The organism is Syntrophotaleaceae bacterium (assembly GCA_041390365.1).
GTDB lineage: Bacteria > Desulfobacterota > Desulfuromonadia > Desulfuromonadales > Syntrophotaleaceae > JAWKQB01.
Genome location: JAWKQB010000005.1, coordinates 1 through 18,516, shown reverse-complemented (window position 1 = coordinate 18,516; position 18,516 = coordinate 1). Strand labels below are relative to the sequence as shown.

Genomic DNA, 18,516 nt, shown 5'->3' with positions numbered 1-18,516 from the left:
CCGTTCAGCAGACTGCTCTGACCAGATATGGCTATCGTTCTATTCATAACTGTCACGGCGGGGTTCAAGTGTGATGGTTGTCAAGGGAATGCCCGGCAATCTGGGGCCCTGGTAGTGAAGGAAAAGGCGATCGCTGGCCCGGAACCAATAATTGCCCCGAGCGAAAAGGGAGCCGACACCGGTCAGGCCCACTTCGATCCTCTGGGTTTCGACTTTTCGGTTGCCAAGGTCAAGAAGGTCCGCCCCTTTTTTCGTCGCTCGCACTTTCAGCGCCGTCAGTTTATCCGGGCGCAGGGTCCAGAATACGGTTGATCGGTCGGGTGATTCGAGAAAAGCCCGCAGGGAAGTGGAGAGGGACTGGAACCAGGGGGCCTCGTCGATATCAAGCCGCTTGTCGAGGGGGTCACCCTTGAACAGACCCTTGAGAACGATGTAATCCCCTTCACGCCGAGCATCCAAGGCAGTTTTCTCTTTCGGATTGGACAAGGACCATTGCCGGGTGGCAAGGTCCTTGTCCATTATGGTCCGGTGCTCTTCGAATGAAGCAACTGCGCGGAGTTCCAGACAGTCCTTTGACCCGCTCAGAATCCAATCGAAATAATGACTCTCATCGCCCGAATGCTCCAGGTAGCGGTGCGTTTCCAGCGCATAAGAGGATGTCGGCGCAAAGGTCAGAGAGAGGCCAGCAAGAGCCAGGCAAAGAATGAATGATGGGTAAGACAAATCCATGATACCTCGTTGAACGCCCTGAATTCTCGTAGCTCAGAGAAGGATGCTTGCGGCCTCGGCAAGTTGGGATCTTTCCCCTTTTCGCAGAGTGATATGGCCGCTGATCGGACTGTTTTTGAATCGCTCCACCACATAGGTCAGACCGTTGCTGGAAGCGTCGACATAGGGGTTGTCGATCTGTTCCGGGTCCCCTGTCAGGACCACCTTGGTTCCCTCGCCGGCCCGGGTGATGATTGTTTTAACCTCATGCGGAGTAAGATTCTGGGCTTCGTCCACAATAATGAACTGACGGGGGATGGAGCGCCCTCGAATGTAGGTCAGGGGTTCGACTTCCAGAACACCCACCATTTTGAAAAAGACAACCCGTCTCTCCAGAGTGATTCTCTGGGGTGACGGGTTTTCTTTTTCCCCTTGTATTCAAAGGGTTTCGGCTGTTTTGACATCTTTCCGGAACCTCTCTCCAGCCACCAGATTCTCTCCATTCTCCCCACGTTCATTCTCTGTTTGGGGCGGTATTCTCTGTTTTGTTCGGACAGGGTCCGACACGCGTCCTGTTACAGATATCCTTTCAGATTAAGCATTTAGCCGAATGACGGTGTTTTGCGGTTGTGTTAAGACCTCAAATGGTCGGGTCAAACCACCCGTTTTCACAAACCAAAAGTCTCTCGCAGGTTTCGAGAAGTGATATTTATTCTGATTTCCAGCGGTCAGTATTGCTTGGGAAAGTATTCTTTGCCCGCCTGCCAGAGGTACTTATCAACCTGTTTCAGTGTGAATCCATCCAGCCCATAAAACCTGCTGAACTCCATTAAAATAGCATGGTATGTCGGATAGTGCTTCAAGTCGTCCTTTTTGAACTTATAGAATTTATCCACCCGCTTGAAGTGCATGAGCATCTTTTCCACAAAGCTGTCATAGATCGGATAGTCCTCCGGGAAATGGTGGCTGCAGTATTTGGTGGCAAACGAATAAAAATTGATGGTCTTCTGGCCGTTAACCCTAACCACGGCAATGTCGTTCACCAGAGTCAGATCCCGATTAGCGAGACGTTGATCGATATCCAAATCAACGATGTGCTTGGCAACGGTGAATGGTGAAAAGATGTTCGTGCTGTAAAAGTCGTTCAGTGAGCAGACCTTGATAAGGACATCATCCATATCGAAATTTCGGGGATACGTCACAGCGAATAGTTTTTTGAGGCTGCTCTCCTGCAGTACATAATTATCCAGTGAATCCCATCGCTCCAGATACATGGCTACCTGCTCCGCCGACGGTCTGACTTTATTCATAGAGCGCATCCTCGTTGATATAGGTTGAATCGTCGTCCCCCTCAGGCTTGATTGTGAAAAGGCATCGGTAGCAGCCTTCTTCCTTCAGGTATTCAATCGGGTCATCTTCCAACCGGAAAAACTCACGCAGCTTTTTTGACAGGCGTGTTTTTTGGTCTTTGACCTTGAAGGACGCATGCTGGCTCTGCCAATCAATCTGACCGCGTGATTCGGCAAAGGCTCTGAGCAGTTCCCAAGGAATTGTCGGGTTACCATTTCTGGTGTTAGCCATTCCCATCTGAGTGTAATTGTACTGGCCGTGTGATTTTGTGGTGCGGATGGAAACGGTATGGCCGTCAATAAACTTGATGGTGATACCGCTCCAATTGATACCGGCAGGCGTGTCGAAATGGACCATGCCTCCCGAATCGGGTTCAGGTACATCAGCCTGAAAGGTTGCAAATACATCGGTTGGGGGCCTGAGAGCTTTCAGGCTGCCATTGGCTTGAATGGAAAAATCCTCGCTCAACACGATACATATTGAACCACTCCGGCTCAGGAGATCCTCGGCTCGGGGTGTCAGTTGTTTGCGGGTTGAAATAATCAGCGCATAAGGGTCCTGCCCAAGCAGACTGATACTCCTGACGCTTTCGATAAGTTCGTCCGGGTCACTCTTGAAGGTCAGGTAAACCGGAAAGTTGAATCCGGCGGTCGGTGTGTAATCCCCCAAACGGAAAACACCGGGAATGCCGTCCAGCGAATTTTCATTCCGTGTGATTCCAAGCCCGGTACAGATGCTTTTGTGGAACGATGACCGGTTCAATGTATAGACCAGCACCTCCCGCTTGTTCAGACTATATGGCTTCTCTTCCTGCTCAGGACACACCGCAGCAATATCATCGGCGGCATGCTCGACAACTTTTCTGGGGCAGCCCTGTCCACAGTCGATTCTGCAATTGACAGCAGATGCACGCTGATCGGTCAGCTGCAGAAATTTCCTCTCAAACCCACTGAAGGAATCCCAGCCACCAAACTCATCCTGCCATTCACACCACGGGGCATTCTGCCTCGGGTGCTCTTCTAAGAATTGCCACAGCCGGGTTTCACTCACCGTCATCCTCCGAATCAACGATGATAAATCCACGGCGGATCAGCCACTCTTCAAGAATCTCAGCATCATCATCCCGTTTGAACTGAGCCCGGTTCCCGGAGCTGAGAGTGACGGTTCGCGGTGTTTTGGAATCGGAAAACTTGATCTGGAAGCTGGCTTTGCTCAATCGCCCACCGTTGGGAATCGTGCGGTCTCGCTCTTCCAATGAAGCAAAGATGTCCTCGGCTTTGCGGATCTCGATCTCTTTATGTGTTCCGCCACGGAAGATCTGGAACTCCTTCAGGCGCACCCAATCAATCCCCTCAACATCATCACAGAGGACGGACGACGAACCAGCCTCCCTCAACGGCTCCAGCGTGAACTTGCTTTTGCCGTCGAAAAACTCGCTGTCATCGAAAAGGTGCAGGCCAAACTTCGTGCGGTACAGTTCTTTTTCACCCTTGGAGCGGGCGTTCATCCGGATCTCACCATTTTCCGGGCTGTAAACGAGCACGTCATATTTTTCCGGCCGATAGAACAGGCTTTTGGATTCACCATCCTTGATGATCGACTCCCGGGTGAATGGCTCCCCATGGCGGACAAGGAACCAGACATAGTCCTCTTTCACATAGATGAAAACTTTGGAAGCACGGCCCCGGCGTTTCTTGGCAAACCATTCATCCAGATCCGCTTCGAGGGCGGCAGTGGTTTCTTCGCTCGGTTCTTCGAAATCCGGAATGGTTTCACGGGTGCATTTGAAATACTCAAATGAGCGCGGGCGGAAAAGGAACTGCTCGGCATGGAGTCGCTCGATGATGTTGCGGTCCTGCACCCAGACCTGCAGAGCCAGGTCACCGTAAGCGGCATCTTCGGAGATGCTGACATCGATCTCGGTGTCGGCAATGGCCTCCTGTATCAGGTCGAAGCCTTCAGGAGTCGACATCTCGTTAATGTAATAGAGAGCTTCCGACATCTCAGGAGGTGTGCTGGTGTTCGGGTTCAGCAGCACGTTACTCATGACTGTATAGTCCAGTCCGTTTTCTGCGGCTGCCGATGGCAACTCTATCCCTCGCCCGGATAGATATTCGGTGTAGGGCTCAAAAAATGTGATCAGATGGCTCCGGTCGATCTTCCGGAGCATTTCCGGCTTCGAAAAGCGGCGAAGGTTTAAAGTTGCCATTAATTTCTCCTGTTTTATTAGCTTATAGCTGTCCTTACATAGTGTTCTCTCAAATTCGTTTACGGCCCACCACTTTGCCAAGAATCCTCAATTCATCTTCAGGTTTGACCCTGATCGGTTTCAGCCTCGGATTCTCCGGGACCAGCTCGATGAGCTCATTATCAATTTTCAGCCTTTTGACCGTGGCTTCATCGTCAAGCAGAGCAATAACGATATCACCGTCCTCGGCAATTGGCTGACGCCTCACAATGATCAGGTCGCCGTCATTTATTCCGGCATCGATCATACTGTCGCCCTGTGTGTACAAGGCAAAGCACTTACCTGATCCGACAACGGATGCTTCCACCAGAACCTCGCCCGTGATGTTCTCATGAGCGAAAATCGGATGACCGGCTGCAACCGTGCCGACAATCGGAACCGCCACAAGGGCGACCGCGTTTGTCTGAGGATGCTTGGTCACGGTCAGACCGCGAGCCTTACCTTCCTCTCTTTTCAAATAACCTTTGCGAACCAGCTGGTTGATCCGGTCATGCACACTGGCGTGACTGATTCCAAATGTTTCGCTCATTTCTTTAACCGTCGGCGGATACCCTTTGGCTGAAACGTACCGGCATATTTCATCAAGTGTTTCCTGCTGCAACGGCGTAATGTCGTCTTCTCTGTTTCTGCCCATAGCGTACTCCTCATAGTTGGAGTTATTACAACAGGCCTTGGTTGGTAAATATTTCTGTAACGATCTTGCGTGCCCGCAGCCCATTTGCATTTTCCCCTTGGGTTAGACATGCAAAAGTAAAGACATTGCCTCCACTTTCCACATAACCGACAAACCACCCCAAGGTAAACACACCTTCCTCGTTCATTCCAGAGCCGGTCTTTCCATATAAAACACCGTTTTTACCTTCCTTTACTTGCATAACGTCTTTGAGAACTGACTTTGACTTTTCTGAAAATGGAAGCTTCCCGTTAATAAGTTTTTTTACCTGTAGCGCCTGTTCGATGGGTGAAATTAGAATCGTTTTTCGATCTTTTTCAGGTAGCCAGAAAACATCTATGCCCGAAGAAATATCTCGGTTGCCGTAATGAATTTTGTTGAGCCATTCCTGCATTCTTTCTGGTCCAATCTTCGTTGCCAGTTGCTGAAAGGCAGGTACGCATGATGATTGAAAAGCTTCTTTGAATGTGAGGTCTTTGTTCCAGGCATCCAGAAAACGTTTCTTGCCATCCCACAAATAGAAACTCTCGTCTGCCGAAGTTACAAGGGACAATTCCAACCCAATTAGAGAGTTCCAGATTTTGAATGTAGAGCATGGAGGACGCTGCTCACTAGCCAGTGAGTCGTTGTAAATAATTCTTTTTTCTGAGTGAGCATCAATAATAACCATGGTGCCTTCAGAACTCTTGAAGGCATCTTGAAGCCGTTGTTGGTCAGGAATCTGTTGAAGTTTAATTGCTGTTCTTTTTTCTTGGACATGATTTGAAGCAGAGCAACCTGATACTATCATTGTGAGGCATAACGCAATAAAGCCAACATGCTTAGGCATATGTCATTTTCTCCTTGTTTGTACTGATAATAAATCGCAACCCCAGTTTGGGCCGAATAACACACAAATATAAGACCTTATATCCATCAGGTCAAGAAATCTTATAAATAAAACTTCCGACAGATTGAAATCCCTCCCGGTAAGTAACCTCCGAAAGTCCCGAGGATTCGTCTCGGACATGAGTTAGAAACCAGACAATTGGCCGGATGCCAGGCAGAGGCGGTTGTGGGTGCTGAAAAATGCGCATCCCAACCGCCTTTTGTTTTTGGCACCCGCAGCTTCCCTCATCGGCACCGGCCCAACGGAGGCCCTTATGCTTGATGTGGAATTAGCACCAGAAAACCCTTACTCAAACCAGTTGACCGACGACCAATTGCCGGATGCTGAAAGCATTAACCCGGAGCAGCGGCTGGATGCCATTGCGGCCATTCTGGCCATTGCCGCACTTAGGAGTCTGTATCGTAAGGCCAATAATGCCAATAACTTAAAGAATGTTGCAGATTCTTCCGGAACCTTCGGAGAAGGACTTGATTCTTCTGCCGGAAAGAGCGTCATTCATGACAACCGAGTCCTGTAATCGAATATAAGGAGTTGAAAATGAATGACTTGAAAAACAAAAAAACGGAGCCGACCAAGACCTCGGTGTTGAGGCAATTGGCAACGCTCCAGAACATGAGCCTTGATCAGCTCAGAGAGAAATGGCTGGACCTTTATGGAACCGAGCCACCCCAGTACAAGAAGCAGTTTCTGGTTAAACGGCTGGCGCACCGGATTCAGGAGCTCTTTTACGGCGGCCTGTCGGAGCAGGCCAAATGTCACCTGAAGAAAGTTGCCGAGACCGATCCGGTGGCAACGGTCATCCGCAAGATTCCGGAAGAACGAAAGTCACAGGAAGCCATCCTGCCGGGCACCCGATTTGTCAGGATCTGGAACGACCAGCGCTATGAGGTGATCGCCCGGGAAAGCGGCTTTGAGTACGACGGCCGCATCTTCAGGTCACTGAGCGCCATAGCGAGGGAGATCACAGGCACCCGCTGGAACGGCAAGATCTTTTTCGGCCTGAAGAACAGTCACAGAAAAAAGGAAGGTGGTCCGAATGCTTAACAATAACAACACGCAAAACGGCCAGCGCAAAACGCTCCGCTGCGCCATCTATACGCGGAAAAGCCACGAGGAAGGTCTGGATCAGGAATTCAATTCTCTCGATGCCCAGAGGGAGGCCGCCGAAGCCTACATCGAAAGTCAGAAGCTGCAGGGATGGAAACCTATCCCTTACCGATATGATGACGGCGGCTTTTCCGGCGGCACAATGGAACGTCCGGCGCTGCAGAGACTGCTGGCGGATATCGATGCCGGTAAGATCGATGTCATCGTCGTTTACAAGATCGACCGTCTATCTCGCTCCCTGCTGGACTTCATGAAGATGATCGAGCTCTTCAATGAAAAAGAAGTGAGCTTTGTATCCGTCACCCAGCACTTCAGCACCACCGACTCGACGGGCCGCATGTTTCTGGGAATCCTGATCACCTTTGCTCAGTATGAGCGTGAGGTCATCGGCGAGCGTATCCGGGACAAGGTGGCCGCCGCAAAACGCCGGGGAAAATACTGCGGAGGACCTGCGGTACTCGGTTACGATGTGGACCGGGAAAACAAAAAGCTGCTGATCAACCAGAGCGAGGCTCCGCTGATAAAACTCATATTCAGGCGATACACGCAGGTGGGATCAGCCAAGAAGGTGGCGCAGGAGCTGAACGAACAGGGATACAAAACCAAATCATGGACCACCAAGAAAGGCAAGGAGCGGATCGGTACCGAATGGAACACGGCTCAGGTCTACCGCCTTCTCAATAACAGGCTTTACATCGGAGAGATTGCTTACAAAGGCAAAAATTATCCGGCGGAGCATGATGCCCTGATTGATCAGAATACATGGGACAAGGTTCAGGCGCTGCTCTCGGAAAACAATCGAACCAAGATGAGCAAGGCCCGGGTGAAAATGGTCTCGCCCCTGAGCGGAGTGATCCGGTGCGGCCACTGCGACAGCGCCATGGGTATCACCTATACCAACAAGGGCGACCGGCGCTACTCCTATTATATATGTGAAAAGGATACCAAGCGGGCTGTCAGCCGATGCCCCTTGAAGCGGGTTCCTGCCGGAGACATCGAGTCGGTGGTGCTTGATCAGCTGGGAGCGGTATTCAGAACACCAACCTTGGTGGCCAAGACCTACTTTGCCGCCAGAGAGATCGAGGCCGAAGAGCGCGAACGCCTGCTGGTTCAGAAAAAGGAGCTCGAACAATCCCTGCAGAGCGTCAGGCAGGAAGCTTTGAAGCTGATGTCGCCCGACAACGACGATCCCGACCGGAATAGCCGACTGCCCTTGGTCAACCAGCAGGCCGTCGATTTGACCAAGCAGCTCACCAATGTATCGGCTCGGTTGAAGGTGATTGATACAGAGCAGATTTCCGAGGGTGATGTATCGGAAGCCTTTCAAAGCGTGGAAACCTTCTGGGAGGATCTGTTTCCCCTCGAGCGCAACCGGCTGATCCAGCTTCTGGTGGAAACCATCGAGATACGGGAGACAGGAATCGACATGGAGCTGAAAACCAACGGCCTCACAAACCTTGTCACCGAACTGGCCGGTCTGGCCTGTGAAGTCAGGGAAAGGAGTAACAGCTGATGAAGAAGATCAAACCTACCATAAAACTGTCGGACAGCGGGAATCTGCACATACATATCCCCATGTTCATCCGAAGAATGCGCGGCCGAAAAATGGTGTTCACACCGGATACACTGGATGGTGAAAATGAGGGCATGCCGGAAACCGTTCAGACGGCCATAGTCCAGTCACTGGCCAGAGCCTTTTCATGGGCGGACATCCTCGAGAGCGGTGAGATAAAGTCCATCAGTGAGCTGGCAAGGGATCTCGATGTGGACTCATCCTATGTGGCCAGAACCCTGAAACTGACCACGCTCGCCCCGGACATTGTCGAAGCCATCATTAACGGTGAAGAGCCCAGCGGATTGTCCCTGTCAAAGCTGGTGAAAACATTCCCTCTCGACTGGAGTGAGCAGCGAACATTCTTTGGATTCTGCTGATCGCAATCCCACAAACCATCATCCTCTACAGCCGACCTTCGTGTCGGCTTTTTTTTTATGCCCTGACGAGTGAGTTCAACGAAATTTCACTGAGGGGTGGCAAAAAAAGTTAAAAAATATTTCCCCGCCTCATTCTGTTAAATCCCCCTCAAATTCAACGCATTAGCCAATCCCAGCGCATCTGCATCGGGTGAAATTTCAGTGGCCCAACGAAATTTCGCCAAAGAAGGGTGACAGGTCTGGTGAACAGAAAATCGTTCACGGCCTCACCCGGAGAAATCATGCCGGACCTGTCTTCCGGGAGGTCCTTAACAAAGGAGGTTCGGCATGAACCAGATCAAGAAGACAGAACTAAACGAACCGCAGCAAAAGCTCATCGAGCTGATGCAGCAAATCAACTTCGGGCGCATTTCCAACATACCGGTTGTGGGCGGAAATCCCGAACTCACCGCAGACACCATTATCGAGCGTGAAATCAAACTGGGCGGCCAGAACGGTAATCGTCCGGAGCTGGCCAAGGATGACTTCATCCTGAAGCAGGAAGTGCTCGCTCTCATCGAACACCTGACCGGCATGGGTGATGGAATCATCCGTCATCTTGAAATCAAGCATGGGCTGCCATTCCTGATCCGCATCGAGGAACGGGCAGCATAACAAACTGAGAATTTAGACACTTCGACAACAAGCTGGACGCAAGGCGGAGGCTGTTGTGGGTGTCGCCGAGCCAAACCTGACCGTGTGTTTATCAGCACGGCAGGTGGCAGAAAAGGCGAACCTGCGACGCTCCGCTTGTTGGATCAGCTCCTTCCTCTGTTTCCGGCCCGTGCCGACACCCACGCGGTGCTCCTCCTCGCTCCGAGGAGGACCAAATGTTTTATCGAAATTCCTATGACGGCATCGATGGCTATGCCGCAGACCTTATTCGGCACAAGGCAAGACAACTGGTGGGTAAAGCCGGACTGACAGAAGACGATCGGCAGGATCTCGAGCAGGAACTGATGATCGATCTGCTGGGCAGGATGAAGCACTTCAACCCGGCCAAAGGCAAAAAGACAACCTTCATGACCCGCATTGTTGAGCGGCGGATCTCGACCATTCTGGAAGCACGCTTCGCGCAATGCCGGGACTGGCGCAAATGCACCGCCTCTCTCAACGATCCCATTCCGGGCGGAGATAACGATTCCGCCGAGCGTATCGAGCAGGTCTGCAGTGATGGACAGATGGGACATCACGGCCGGGATACCAACGAGCAACGGCAGAACGACATCCGCTTCGATCTCGAACGGGTCATTGCCGCACTGCCGGAAGACCTGCAGGACCTCTGCGAAAAACTGCAGTCGAGCAACATGGCTGAAATCGCAAGGGAGATGGGCGTTCCGCGCAGCACCCTCTACGGAAAACTGACCAAGCTGCGGGACGCATTCCGGGATGGCGGATTGGAAGAATACCTCTGATCGACCGACGCATCGCCCGGGGTTCCGGTAAGTAAGCATCGTGCCGCATGAAGCGGACGACCGGGGCCTCGGTAAACAGAAAACCTGAGAAACAACAGGAGATTAACAATGGAAACTTACAAGTATCGCTTTGATCAGTCGGTCCCGGCTCAGGACTTGGAAGATACCTTCATGCTGGCGTTGCTGGCTGTGGAAAGCATGTATGGACACTCCAGAGTGAGGATGGAATCCCGCTTCAATCTGGATAAGCAGAACCGCACCTGCTTTATCGACGCAGCGACCAAGGTCGGCGGTGATCTGGCGAGCATCTTTACCGGATTCGCCACCAAGGAGTATGGCGAACGAGCGGTAATGATCGACCGTGAGCCCGCCAGTGGCGGATGCGCCTGCAATGCAAAGGCACCTTCAGCCATGGAGGTGGCGGTATGAGCGAATTGATGACCACCACGTATTCCATGTGGCGGCTCTTCCGCAATTGCCGCAAGGCTTGTGAATACCGCTACCTGAGGGACCTTGTTCCTCTGGAGCGGGATCACAACCTGGCTTTCGGATCAGTCATTCACGACTGTCTTGAAATCTGGCATGGCCAGCGGGAACTCGAAAAGGTTCTCGAACACATCGATCAGGTCTATGCCAACCGGGCACAGGATGATCATCAGCTCGCGGACTGGCATCTGGCCACCGCCATGATGAGTTCATACTCGGAGCAGTATCCCGTCGAGGACTTTGACGTGGTCGCTCTGGAGAAAAACTTCGAAGGCCCCATCGTCAATCCGGATACCAACGCCGCATCGAGAAGTTTCGTGCTGGCTGGCAAGGTGGACGGTCTGGTCAAGCAGGATGGTCAATACTTCCTGCTGGAGCACAAGACCGCCTCACAAATCGATGCCGGTTATCTGGAACGGCTTTGGACTGATTTCCAGATCATCATTTATGCGTGGTATCTGGAGCAGACTCTCGGCATCCGTATCTCCGGCATCATCTACAACGTGCTGGTCAAAGCCAAACTGCGCCAGAGCAAAGGTGAAACGGAAGCTGAGTTTGAAACCCGACGTGCCGAGCTGATCGCCAAATCCAAAACCGGCAAGAGCAGCGCCAAGCGCAAGATGCCCGAGCCGGATGATGCCTTCCAGCAGCGCCTCAAAGACAAATACCTCGAGCCCGGCATGTTTCACCGGGAGGTGCTCTACATCTCCCGCGATCAATTCGACGAGCTGCGCAGTGAGCTTTGGGAACTATCCAAAGCCATGCTGGATGCCCGCCGCCGCAACACCTTCTACCGCAATACGGCCTTCTGTTTTCAGTATGGACGCGCCTGTCCCTACTTCCCGCTGTGCCGGAGCGGTGAGAACCCCAACGTCATTGAAAACCATTACCAACGGGTGCTCCCGCACGAAGAGCTGCGGGATGGAGCAAGTGAAGACGCTGCCCCTGTTTTTTAACCCAAACCATACAAGGAGATAAATCATGCTTCCAAAAAGCAAAACCAAACCGAAAGCACACCTGAACGACCTGACCGCACTGGTCTACGGTCCAAGCAAAATCGGCAAGAGCACGTGGTGCTCCCATGCTGAGAACGCCCTGTTTCTGGCCACGGAACCGGGCCTGAACGCCCTCGAAGTGTTCGAAGCGCCTATTACCTGCTGGGATGACCTTCTGCAGGCGTGTGCCGAAATTGCCGAAGGCAAACACGACTTCAAGACCATCGTCATCGACACAGTGGATAACGCTTATCGCATGTGTGCGGATTATGTCTGCAAGAAGTTCAAGATCGAGCATGAGTCCGATCTTGGCTACGGCAAAGGCTATGCCCTGATCAACAATGAGTTTCAGCGCGTTCTCAACAAGCTGGCATTTCTGCCTTATGGCCTGATCCTCATTTCCCATTCCCATGAGCGTGACATCGAAACACGCACCGGGAAACACACTCGCATTGTGCCGACCCTGCCGGACAAGGCCCGCAAGCTGGTCACCGGTCTGGTGGACCTGATCCTGTTCTGTGATCTGGACATGAAAACCGGTGACGACGGCAAGCCCATGTATCAGCGGGTGATGCGCACCAAGCCAAGCCCCAATTACGACGCCGGAGACCGTACCGGCCGACTTCCGGAGATGATCCCTCTGGATTTCCCGACCTTCCTGAAAGCTTTCAATCAAACGGCTGCCGGTTCAGCGGTGAGTGCCGCCCGGACAAAGTCGGAGCCAGCCACAACGGCTAAACCTCAAACTAAGGAGTAATGACAATGAGTTGGAATAACGATGACACCATGGACCTCGCGCAGTTCGACGATGATTTCGTTTCTGCGGATGTTGAAGAAAAGGACTTTGAAGCTGTTCCCGACGGGAAATATCAGGTCAAGGTCGATCGTGTGGAACTGACCCGTTCGGAAACTTCCGGCAATCCCATGCTCAAGTGGGCGCTGAAGATTCTGGGTCCCACGCATAAAGGCCGTCTGCTGTGGCGTAACAACGTCATTGCCAGCAAGGACAATGTGAAATGGCTCAAGCAGGATCTCTATACCTGCGGCCTGCAGATGGACAAACTCTCTGACCTCCCGGGCAAACTGGAAACCCTTCTGGATGTCGGGCTCGAGGTGACCAAGCGCACGAAAAACGAATTCGAGAACATCTACTTCAACCGCCGGATTGTGCTTTCGGATGAAGACGCCGCCGCACCGTCGACCGGTCACGATGTAGACGACATGATTCCGTTTTGAGGATGGGCATGGTTACCGTTGTCGTTGATACCCGGGAACAGGAGCCTTACGGATTTGATTCGGAATCAGTCGCATCAGTCCGCAAGGCCCTCCCGGCGGGAGATTACTCCATCGAGGGATTCGAGACCCGGGTGGCGGTGGAAAGGAAGTCCATGGCGGATTTTGTTTCCACTGTCATCCGAGGCCGAAAGCGTTTTCACAAGGAGCTGGAAAAGCTCCGGCATTATGACGCGGCCTGTGTCGTCGTTGAGGCCAATTACCGGGATATTCTCGGGGCCTGCTACCAGAGCGACGCTCATCCAAACGCCCTCATAGGAACCATTGCCTCCATCATCATCGACTTCGGTGTGCCCGTTTATTTCTGTTCAGACCGTCAGGCAGCCTGCCGGTTTGTTGAAGAGTTTTTAATGCGCTTTCACCGGAGGTTCGCTCAATGCCAAGAAAAACAAACTCCCCGGCAAAACTCCGGGGAAGAATAGAGAGAGTTTATTATGCCGGGCCAAAGTTTTCCGCAGGCCGTTTGCTCACCGCCACCGGAGAGGAAATCCAGTTTGCCGGAAACCTGTTTGCCCGTGAAAATCAGCCCGTGGTCCTTTTGGGGACGTGGGCCACCCATCCGAAATATGGTCGTCAGTTCAAGGTCGATGCCATGGAGCACGATCTTGATCTGAACCCGGAAGGATTGATTCACTATCTGGCCAACCACCCGGACATCAAAGGGATTGGCCCAGCCAAAGCCCGTCTTATCGTTGAAGAGTTCGGCGATTCATTCGAGGAGACTCTGATTGAATCCCCGGAGCTCATCGCATCAAAAGCCAGAATCTCCCTCGATGCTGCTAATCGTCTCAAGGATGAATGGTGTAAAAACCGCAGCGTCAATGCCGTCCTGGCATGGCTCTCCGCCTTTGGGTTAACCCACCATCAAGTAACCACGCTGGTCGATAAGCTGGGTGGCAACTGTCTGGAAATCCTTAAAGCCGATCCGTACATCCTCATCCGGGAACTGCGTGGATTCGGCTTCAAAAAGGTCGACAAGATTGCCCGCAAACTGGGTACGCCCAAAGATCACACCCCAAGAATCCGTGCCGGTATCCAGTACTGCATGCACGAGGCGCTGGATCAGGGAAACTGCTGGGTCGAATACGAGGACCTTGTTGATCAGGCCAATCTTCTGCTGGTGATGGATAATCTGGACAGCCGCATCCGTATCGAAGCATCGCTGGACAATCTGATCAGTGAAAGACTGCTCTCCTGTGAGTCCCATGCAGGTCGCTTTCTGGTGGCGCTTTCCGATATCCTGAAAATGGAAAAGGACATCGCCACCATTTTCACCAAGGCGGATGCCTCGAACCCTCATTTCAAATCGACCCGCAATCTACAGAAGCTGATTCTTCGTCAGGCGGAAACGCTCAACGAAAAACAGCTCGATGCGGTTCACTCCGCTTTGCAGCACTCCATCAGCCTGATCTCCGGTGGTGCCGGATCGGGTAAGAGCTACACAGTATCGGTCATCAACGCGGTATGTGAAGAATGCGATCTGGAGGTGGTGCTGTCCGCCCCGACAGGCAAAGCGGCCAAGAGACTCGAGGAAGTGAGCGGTCGCACCGGAACCACCATCCATCGCCTGCTTGGCTATGACGGCAAGTCCTTTTCCAAGGACAGCAACAATCCTATCGACGCCGACATGCTTATCATCGATGAATTTTCCATGGTGGATGTTCCGTTGGCGTGGCACCTTTTCAATGCGGTCGACTTTGCCAGAACGGCCATTGTCATTGTGGGAGACCACAACCAGCTGCCGCCGGTCGGACCGGGAAATATCCTTCGGGATCTGATTCACTCAAATGCCATCCCCACGGTCATTCTGGATAAGGTGGTCAGGCAAGCCGGTGTGCTGAAGGAAAACAGCACCGCTATTCTCAAAGGAGAAGTCAGAAAGACCAGCGAGGCAAGCACACAGGGATGCCGGGATTGGTATCTGGCGGATCAGTTCACCGACCCGGGTGCCGCCCGCAATTTCCTGCTGGACCTCTTTGACAAGCGGCTCGATGCCCTTGGCTTTGATCTGATCAAGGATGTGCAGGTGTTGACTCCGACGCACAAGGGGCCGCTGGGAACCAAATCACTCAATGAAGACCTGCAGCGGCTTATCCAGAAGCGTCTCTGGAATGTGAATGTTCCGGAAACACAGCCCGGCCGCCGGTCGCCATTTTTGAAACACGACAAGGTCATTCAGACCCGCAACAACTATGACCTGAACGTGATGAATGGTGCCATCGGCCATGTGATCGATGTTTTGCCCAACGGCACGCTGCTGATTGATTTCGAGGGTGTGGCGGTTGAGATCGAAAAAGGATCGCCGAACCTTCAGGACATCCAGCTGGCCTATGCGCTGACAATCCACAAAACCCAGGGATCGGAATTTCCATGCGCTGTCGTGGTGGTCCACAAGGCTCATTCCTTTATGCATCATCGCAACCTGCTGTACACCGGTGTCACCCGTGCCCGCAAGACTGCGATTGTACTCGGTGACCGCTGGGGCATCCGCAATTGCGCCAAGAAATGTCAGGTGGATGACCGCAAGACCTTTCTATCCATTCTCTTGAACAATGTGAATTGCCCTGAAAAGCAGTCAGCTTGTGCGGGGGCATTATGAGCATGGGCGGTTCAGATAATGTCAGAGAATATTACCGCCTGATAACCGAACTCGATATCGGAGATGTGGCAAGGGATCTTCTGGCAGGAAGGATCACACAGGAATCCCGGCAGCGTCTCCAGTGCGATTGTCCGCACCATCAGAGCCAGTCCCGACGCTCGCTCCATGTGATGCTCGACAAACAGGGTTGGTATTGCTTCGGCTGCGGTGTGGGCGGAGATGTCCTCCAGCTCGTCGAGTTTGTTCAATCGGGAACGGTTACGGCCGGTCAATCCGGTCCCATGCCCGACAGCCATCGGCAGGCCCGTGATTTCCTCGCTGGCAAAGCCGGGATGCCGCCACTGTCGCGTTATGGCCTCACGCAGGAACGCTTGGAGCAGACGGAAAATGATCGATCGTTTGAGATTCGGGTCAAAGATGCCCTTACCGAACTGGCCCGCTACTATCACCAGCGGCTCAAGGAAAATCAGGAAGCGCTGACCTGGCTGAAGGAGAAGTACGCCATCAGCGATGAGACCATCGACGACCTGCTGATTGGTTTTGCCGACAATGAATCCGGTATCATTTCAGCTCTGCGCTCCGGCGAACATGGTTTCAGCAAACGGGAGCTTTCCGCTACAGGGGCCTTTCGCCCGACCAGTCAGGATGGGTTGAATCCGTTTTTTGAGAAACGCATCATCTTTCCATACTGGAGTCGTGGCCGTGTGGTGTTCATGATCGGCCGCAAGACACCGTGGACACCGGACGTGAACTGGGAACAGGGAAAGTACAAGAAGCTGCCGGTTCACGATGAGCATCAGCGTCCTTATGTCGCCCGCTTCATCAACAATGCGGTGCTGTTCAATGAAGACTGCCTGCTGGGCAAGCCCGATCACATCATCATTACCGAAGGTGTGACCGATTGCATCGCTCTGATGCAGCAGGGATTTCCCGCGCTCTCACCTGTAACGGTAAGAATCAGGGCCGCAGACTGGGAACGTCTGGTTCCGAAGATGCGCGGACTCAAGACCGTCTATATCTGTCAGGACAATGAAATCTCGGAGGCCGGGCTCAAGGGAGCCTTGCAGACTGCTCGCACGCTGGCCGAACACAAGATTGATACGAAGCTGGTTACCATTCCTCTGAATGAGCCCCAGCAGCAGGCTCGGCAGGAACTTTCGCGACGGTTCAACCTGACGGCGGCCGTCGGTCCCCGGGAGCTGGCCAAATTACTCGACGGCCACTCTGCCGAGGATATTCGGGAGGCTGAAACGCTGTTGGCCAACGCCAAGATCGATGTGAACGACTTCTTTGCATCCGGCAATGGTAAAGCTGAATTTGAGGGGCTGCTTTCTGCGGCCTGTACGCCGGTGGAGTTCGGCATTCAAAGTCTGCCCGAGGATGCCCCGGAGGAAGAGAGAAACCGCCAGCTCGAGCCGGTTCTGGCCGAAATTTCGGCTCATTCACCTCTGGAGCAAAGCCGTCTGCTGAAACTGGTGCAGGAACGGCTGGGTAAAGCGGTTCCAATGGCGACCCTCAAGGAACAGGTGCGATCTGTTCAGCAGAACCGACGGGACAGCGCCAAGAAGGAAAAGAAGAAAGCCAAACGCCTGAGCGGATCACCGCCCGGTTCCTGTCGCGCCCGGGTCGATGAGGTGCTGATCGATACGGAGCTGGAAAACGGTGCTCCGGATTACACCGCCGCAGCCGAAGCGGCCTATGACTGGTTTACCGCCAACGGAGCCCAGTTTTTCCACACCCAGACCGGTGAGCCGTTTATGTATTTCGACAACTCCATCTACTGGATGGATTCACCCGATCGTGGACGGAAAAGACAGTATGCGGCCATGCTCTACAAGCACACCGGTATGGTTCCGACGTCCAACGGCGGCCGTACCTTTTTCGAGGTATTGCCCAGTCTGGCAATGATTCGCGGTCAGGTGCGCGATCATTTCTCGTGGCTGCACTCGGACATTTCCAATTTTACGGTCTACTTCAACCTGAACAATCAGGACCATGAAATTGCCCGGATCACTCCCGATGGCATCGAGATTCTGAAGAACGGTGGGAACGCCGATGGGATTATTCTCGATGGTTCCCGCAAGATGAAGCCGTTGAAATTTCTGAAGGAAGCCTCGCCGGAGGAAGCCGACAAGCTGCTGGTCGATCTTCTGATCAACAATATGACCTGTTCACAGGGAGACCGCTTTTTGATTCTGTCCTGGCTGACCTGTTTTCTGCTGATCGATTTCTCGGGAACCCGGCCCATGACCCGTTTTGAAGGATCGGCCGGTTCGGGCAAGACCACCGCCAGCAAGCTGATTTCGGCGCTGCTTTACGGTGAGCCCCAGCACAAGAAAGCCACCGATGCGGCCAACTATACAGACGGTTCCCAGAACCCGCTTATCGTCCTCGACAACATCGAGGTCAAGCAGATGACCGAGGACCTGACCACGTTCATGCTGACCAGCATCACCGGCATTGCCAAAGAGAAACGCAAGAGCGGCACGGACAGCGAAACCGTAACCGAGCGGACCAAATGTCTGCTGAATACCACCGGCATCGAGCCGCTGTGCGGGGAGCTTTCCGAGATACTGTCGAGGTCCTTCGTCATCAACTTCGACCTCGCCAACCAGGCCAGCGACTGCTTTCTGGAATCGGAGGTCATCTCCGCTATCCAGCAGAACCGGGACCTGATCATCTCGGCCATCATGAAGCGAACCAGTCATGTTCTGGCGATGATCCGGGATGGAGCCCAGAAACAGGTCATGCGTCTGCTGCACCGAACCATGCCGACCCATGG

At 53.0% G+C, this 18,516-nt stretch carries 20 protein-coding genes; 13 read left to right on the top strand and 7 right to left on the bottom strand.

The window, feature by feature from the left end:
* Positions 1–39: 39 nt before the first annotated feature.
* The 7 genes from R2940_18160 to R2940_18130 form a co-directional block, all read right to left on the bottom strand.
* A complete protein-coding gene (locus R2940_18160) occupies positions 40–729 on the bottom strand; it encodes a hypothetical protein (GenBank protein ID MEZ4601719.1) in 690 nt (229 codons plus the stop codon).
* 33 nt (positions 730–762) lie between these two features.
* Entirely contained in the window at positions 763–1,077 is a 315-nt protein-coding gene (locus R2940_18155; protein MEZ4601718.1) for a PhoH family protein, read from the bottom strand.
* Between the two features lie 359 nt (positions 1,078–1,436).
* Positions 1,437–2,018, bottom strand: coding sequence for a hypothetical protein (locus tag R2940_18150; protein ID MEZ4601717.1), 582 nt, complete (start codon positions 2,016–2,018; stop codon positions 1,437–1,439).
* Entirely contained in the window at positions 2,011–3,108 is a 1,098-nt protein-coding gene (locus tag R2940_18145) for a hypothetical protein (GenBank protein MEZ4601716.1), read from the bottom strand. The genes R2940_18150 and R2940_18145 overlap by 8 nt, the downstream gene beginning before the upstream one ends.
* On the bottom strand, positions 3,101–4,348 hold the full coding sequence (locus tag R2940_18140; GenBank protein ID MEZ4601715.1) for a hypothetical protein: 1,248 nt from the start codon (positions 4,346–4,348) through the stop codon (positions 3,101–3,103). The genes R2940_18145 and R2940_18140 overlap by 8 nt, the downstream gene beginning before the upstream one ends.
* Positions 4,317–4,940 carry a transcriptional repressor LexA gene (gene lexA / locus R2940_18135; protein ID MEZ4601714.1) on the bottom strand — a complete coding sequence of 208 codons (624 nt, stop codon included), beginning with the start codon at positions 4,938–4,940 and terminating at the stop codon, positions 4,317–4,319. Before lexA ends, R2940_18140 begins: the two co-directional genes overlap by 32 nt.
* Positions 4,941–4,965: 25 nt before the next feature.
* Complete coding sequence (locus tag R2940_18130; protein MEZ4601713.1) at positions 4,966–5,808, bottom strand: penicillin-binding transpeptidase domain-containing protein; 843 nt, start codon at positions 5,806–5,808, stop codon at positions 4,966–4,968.
* A gap of 229 nt (positions 5,809–6,037) precedes the next feature.
* Between R2940_18130 and R2940_18125 the strand changes: the two genes are divergently transcribed.
* From R2940_18125 to R2940_18065, 13 genes are all read left to right on the top strand, one after another.
* The gene (locus R2940_18125; GenBank protein ID MEZ4601712.1) at positions 6,038–6,385 is read left to right on the top strand and encodes a hypothetical protein; all 348 of its coding nucleotides are present in this window, start codon (positions 6,038–6,040) and stop codon (positions 6,383–6,385) included.
* A gap of 20 nt (positions 6,386–6,405) precedes the next feature.
* The gene (locus R2940_18120; GenBank protein MEZ4601711.1) at positions 6,406–6,912 is read left to right on the top strand and encodes a DUF2924 domain-containing protein; all 507 of its coding nucleotides are present in this window, start codon (positions 6,406–6,408) and stop codon (positions 6,910–6,912) included.
* Positions 6,905–8,488, top strand: a complete 1,584-nt coding sequence (locus tag R2940_18115) for a recombinase family protein (GenBank protein ID MEZ4601710.1) — start codon at positions 6,905–6,907, stop codon at positions 8,486–8,488. The genes R2940_18120 and R2940_18115 overlap by 8 nt, the downstream gene beginning before the upstream one ends.
* Positions 8,488–8,907 (top strand): hypothetical protein, encoded by a 420-nt coding sequence (locus R2940_18110; protein MEZ4601709.1) that lies wholly within the window; start codon positions 8,488–8,490, stop codon positions 8,905–8,907. The genes R2940_18115 and R2940_18110 overlap by 1 nt, the downstream gene beginning before the upstream one ends.
* A 327-nt stretch (positions 8,908–9,234) precedes the next feature.
* On the top strand, positions 9,235–9,561 hold the full coding sequence (locus R2940_18105) for a hypothetical protein (GenBank protein MEZ4601708.1): 327 nt from the start codon (positions 9,235–9,237) through the stop codon (positions 9,559–9,561).
* Between the two features lie 215 nt (positions 9,562–9,776).
* Positions 9,777–10,361: a sigma-70 family RNA polymerase sigma factor gene (locus R2940_18100; protein MEZ4601707.1), complete on the top strand. Its 585-nt coding sequence runs from the start codon at positions 9,777–9,779 to the stop codon at positions 10,359–10,361.
* A 108-nt stretch (positions 10,362–10,469) separates the two neighbouring features.
* On the top strand, positions 10,470–10,790 hold the full coding sequence (locus R2940_18095) for a hypothetical protein (protein MEZ4601706.1): 321 nt from the start codon (positions 10,470–10,472) through the stop codon (positions 10,788–10,790).
* Positions 10,787–11,803: a PD-(D/E)XK nuclease family protein gene (locus tag R2940_18090; GenBank protein ID MEZ4601705.1), complete on the top strand. Its 1,017-nt coding sequence runs from the start codon at positions 10,787–10,789 to the stop codon at positions 11,801–11,803. The genes R2940_18095 and R2940_18090 overlap by 4 nt, the downstream gene beginning before the upstream one ends.
* Before the next feature lie 25 nt (positions 11,804–11,828).
* A complete protein-coding gene (locus R2940_18085) occupies positions 11,829–12,599 on the top strand; it encodes an ATP-binding protein (protein MEZ4601704.1) in 771 nt (256 codons plus the stop codon).
* 5 nt (positions 12,600–12,604) lie between these two features.
* Positions 12,605–13,078, top strand: coding sequence for a DUF669 domain-containing protein (locus R2940_18080; GenBank protein MEZ4601703.1), 474 nt, complete (start codon positions 12,605–12,607; stop codon positions 13,076–13,078).
* A gap of 8 nt (positions 13,079–13,086) precedes the next feature.
* Complete coding sequence (locus R2940_18075) at positions 13,087–13,557, top strand: ERCC4 domain-containing protein (GenBank protein MEZ4601702.1); 471 nt, start codon at positions 13,087–13,089, stop codon at positions 13,555–13,557.
* Positions 13,512–15,734, top strand: coding sequence for an AAA family ATPase (locus tag R2940_18070; protein ID MEZ4601701.1), 2,223 nt, complete (start codon positions 13,512–13,514; stop codon positions 15,732–15,734). Before R2940_18075 ends, R2940_18070 begins: the two co-directional genes overlap by 46 nt.
* A gap of 2 nt (positions 15,735–15,736) precedes the next feature.
* Positions 15,737–18,516, top strand: a 2,780-nt coding sequence (locus R2940_18065; protein ID MEZ4601700.1) for a CHC2 zinc finger domain-containing protein, incomplete at its 3' end; no start/stop codon positions are given.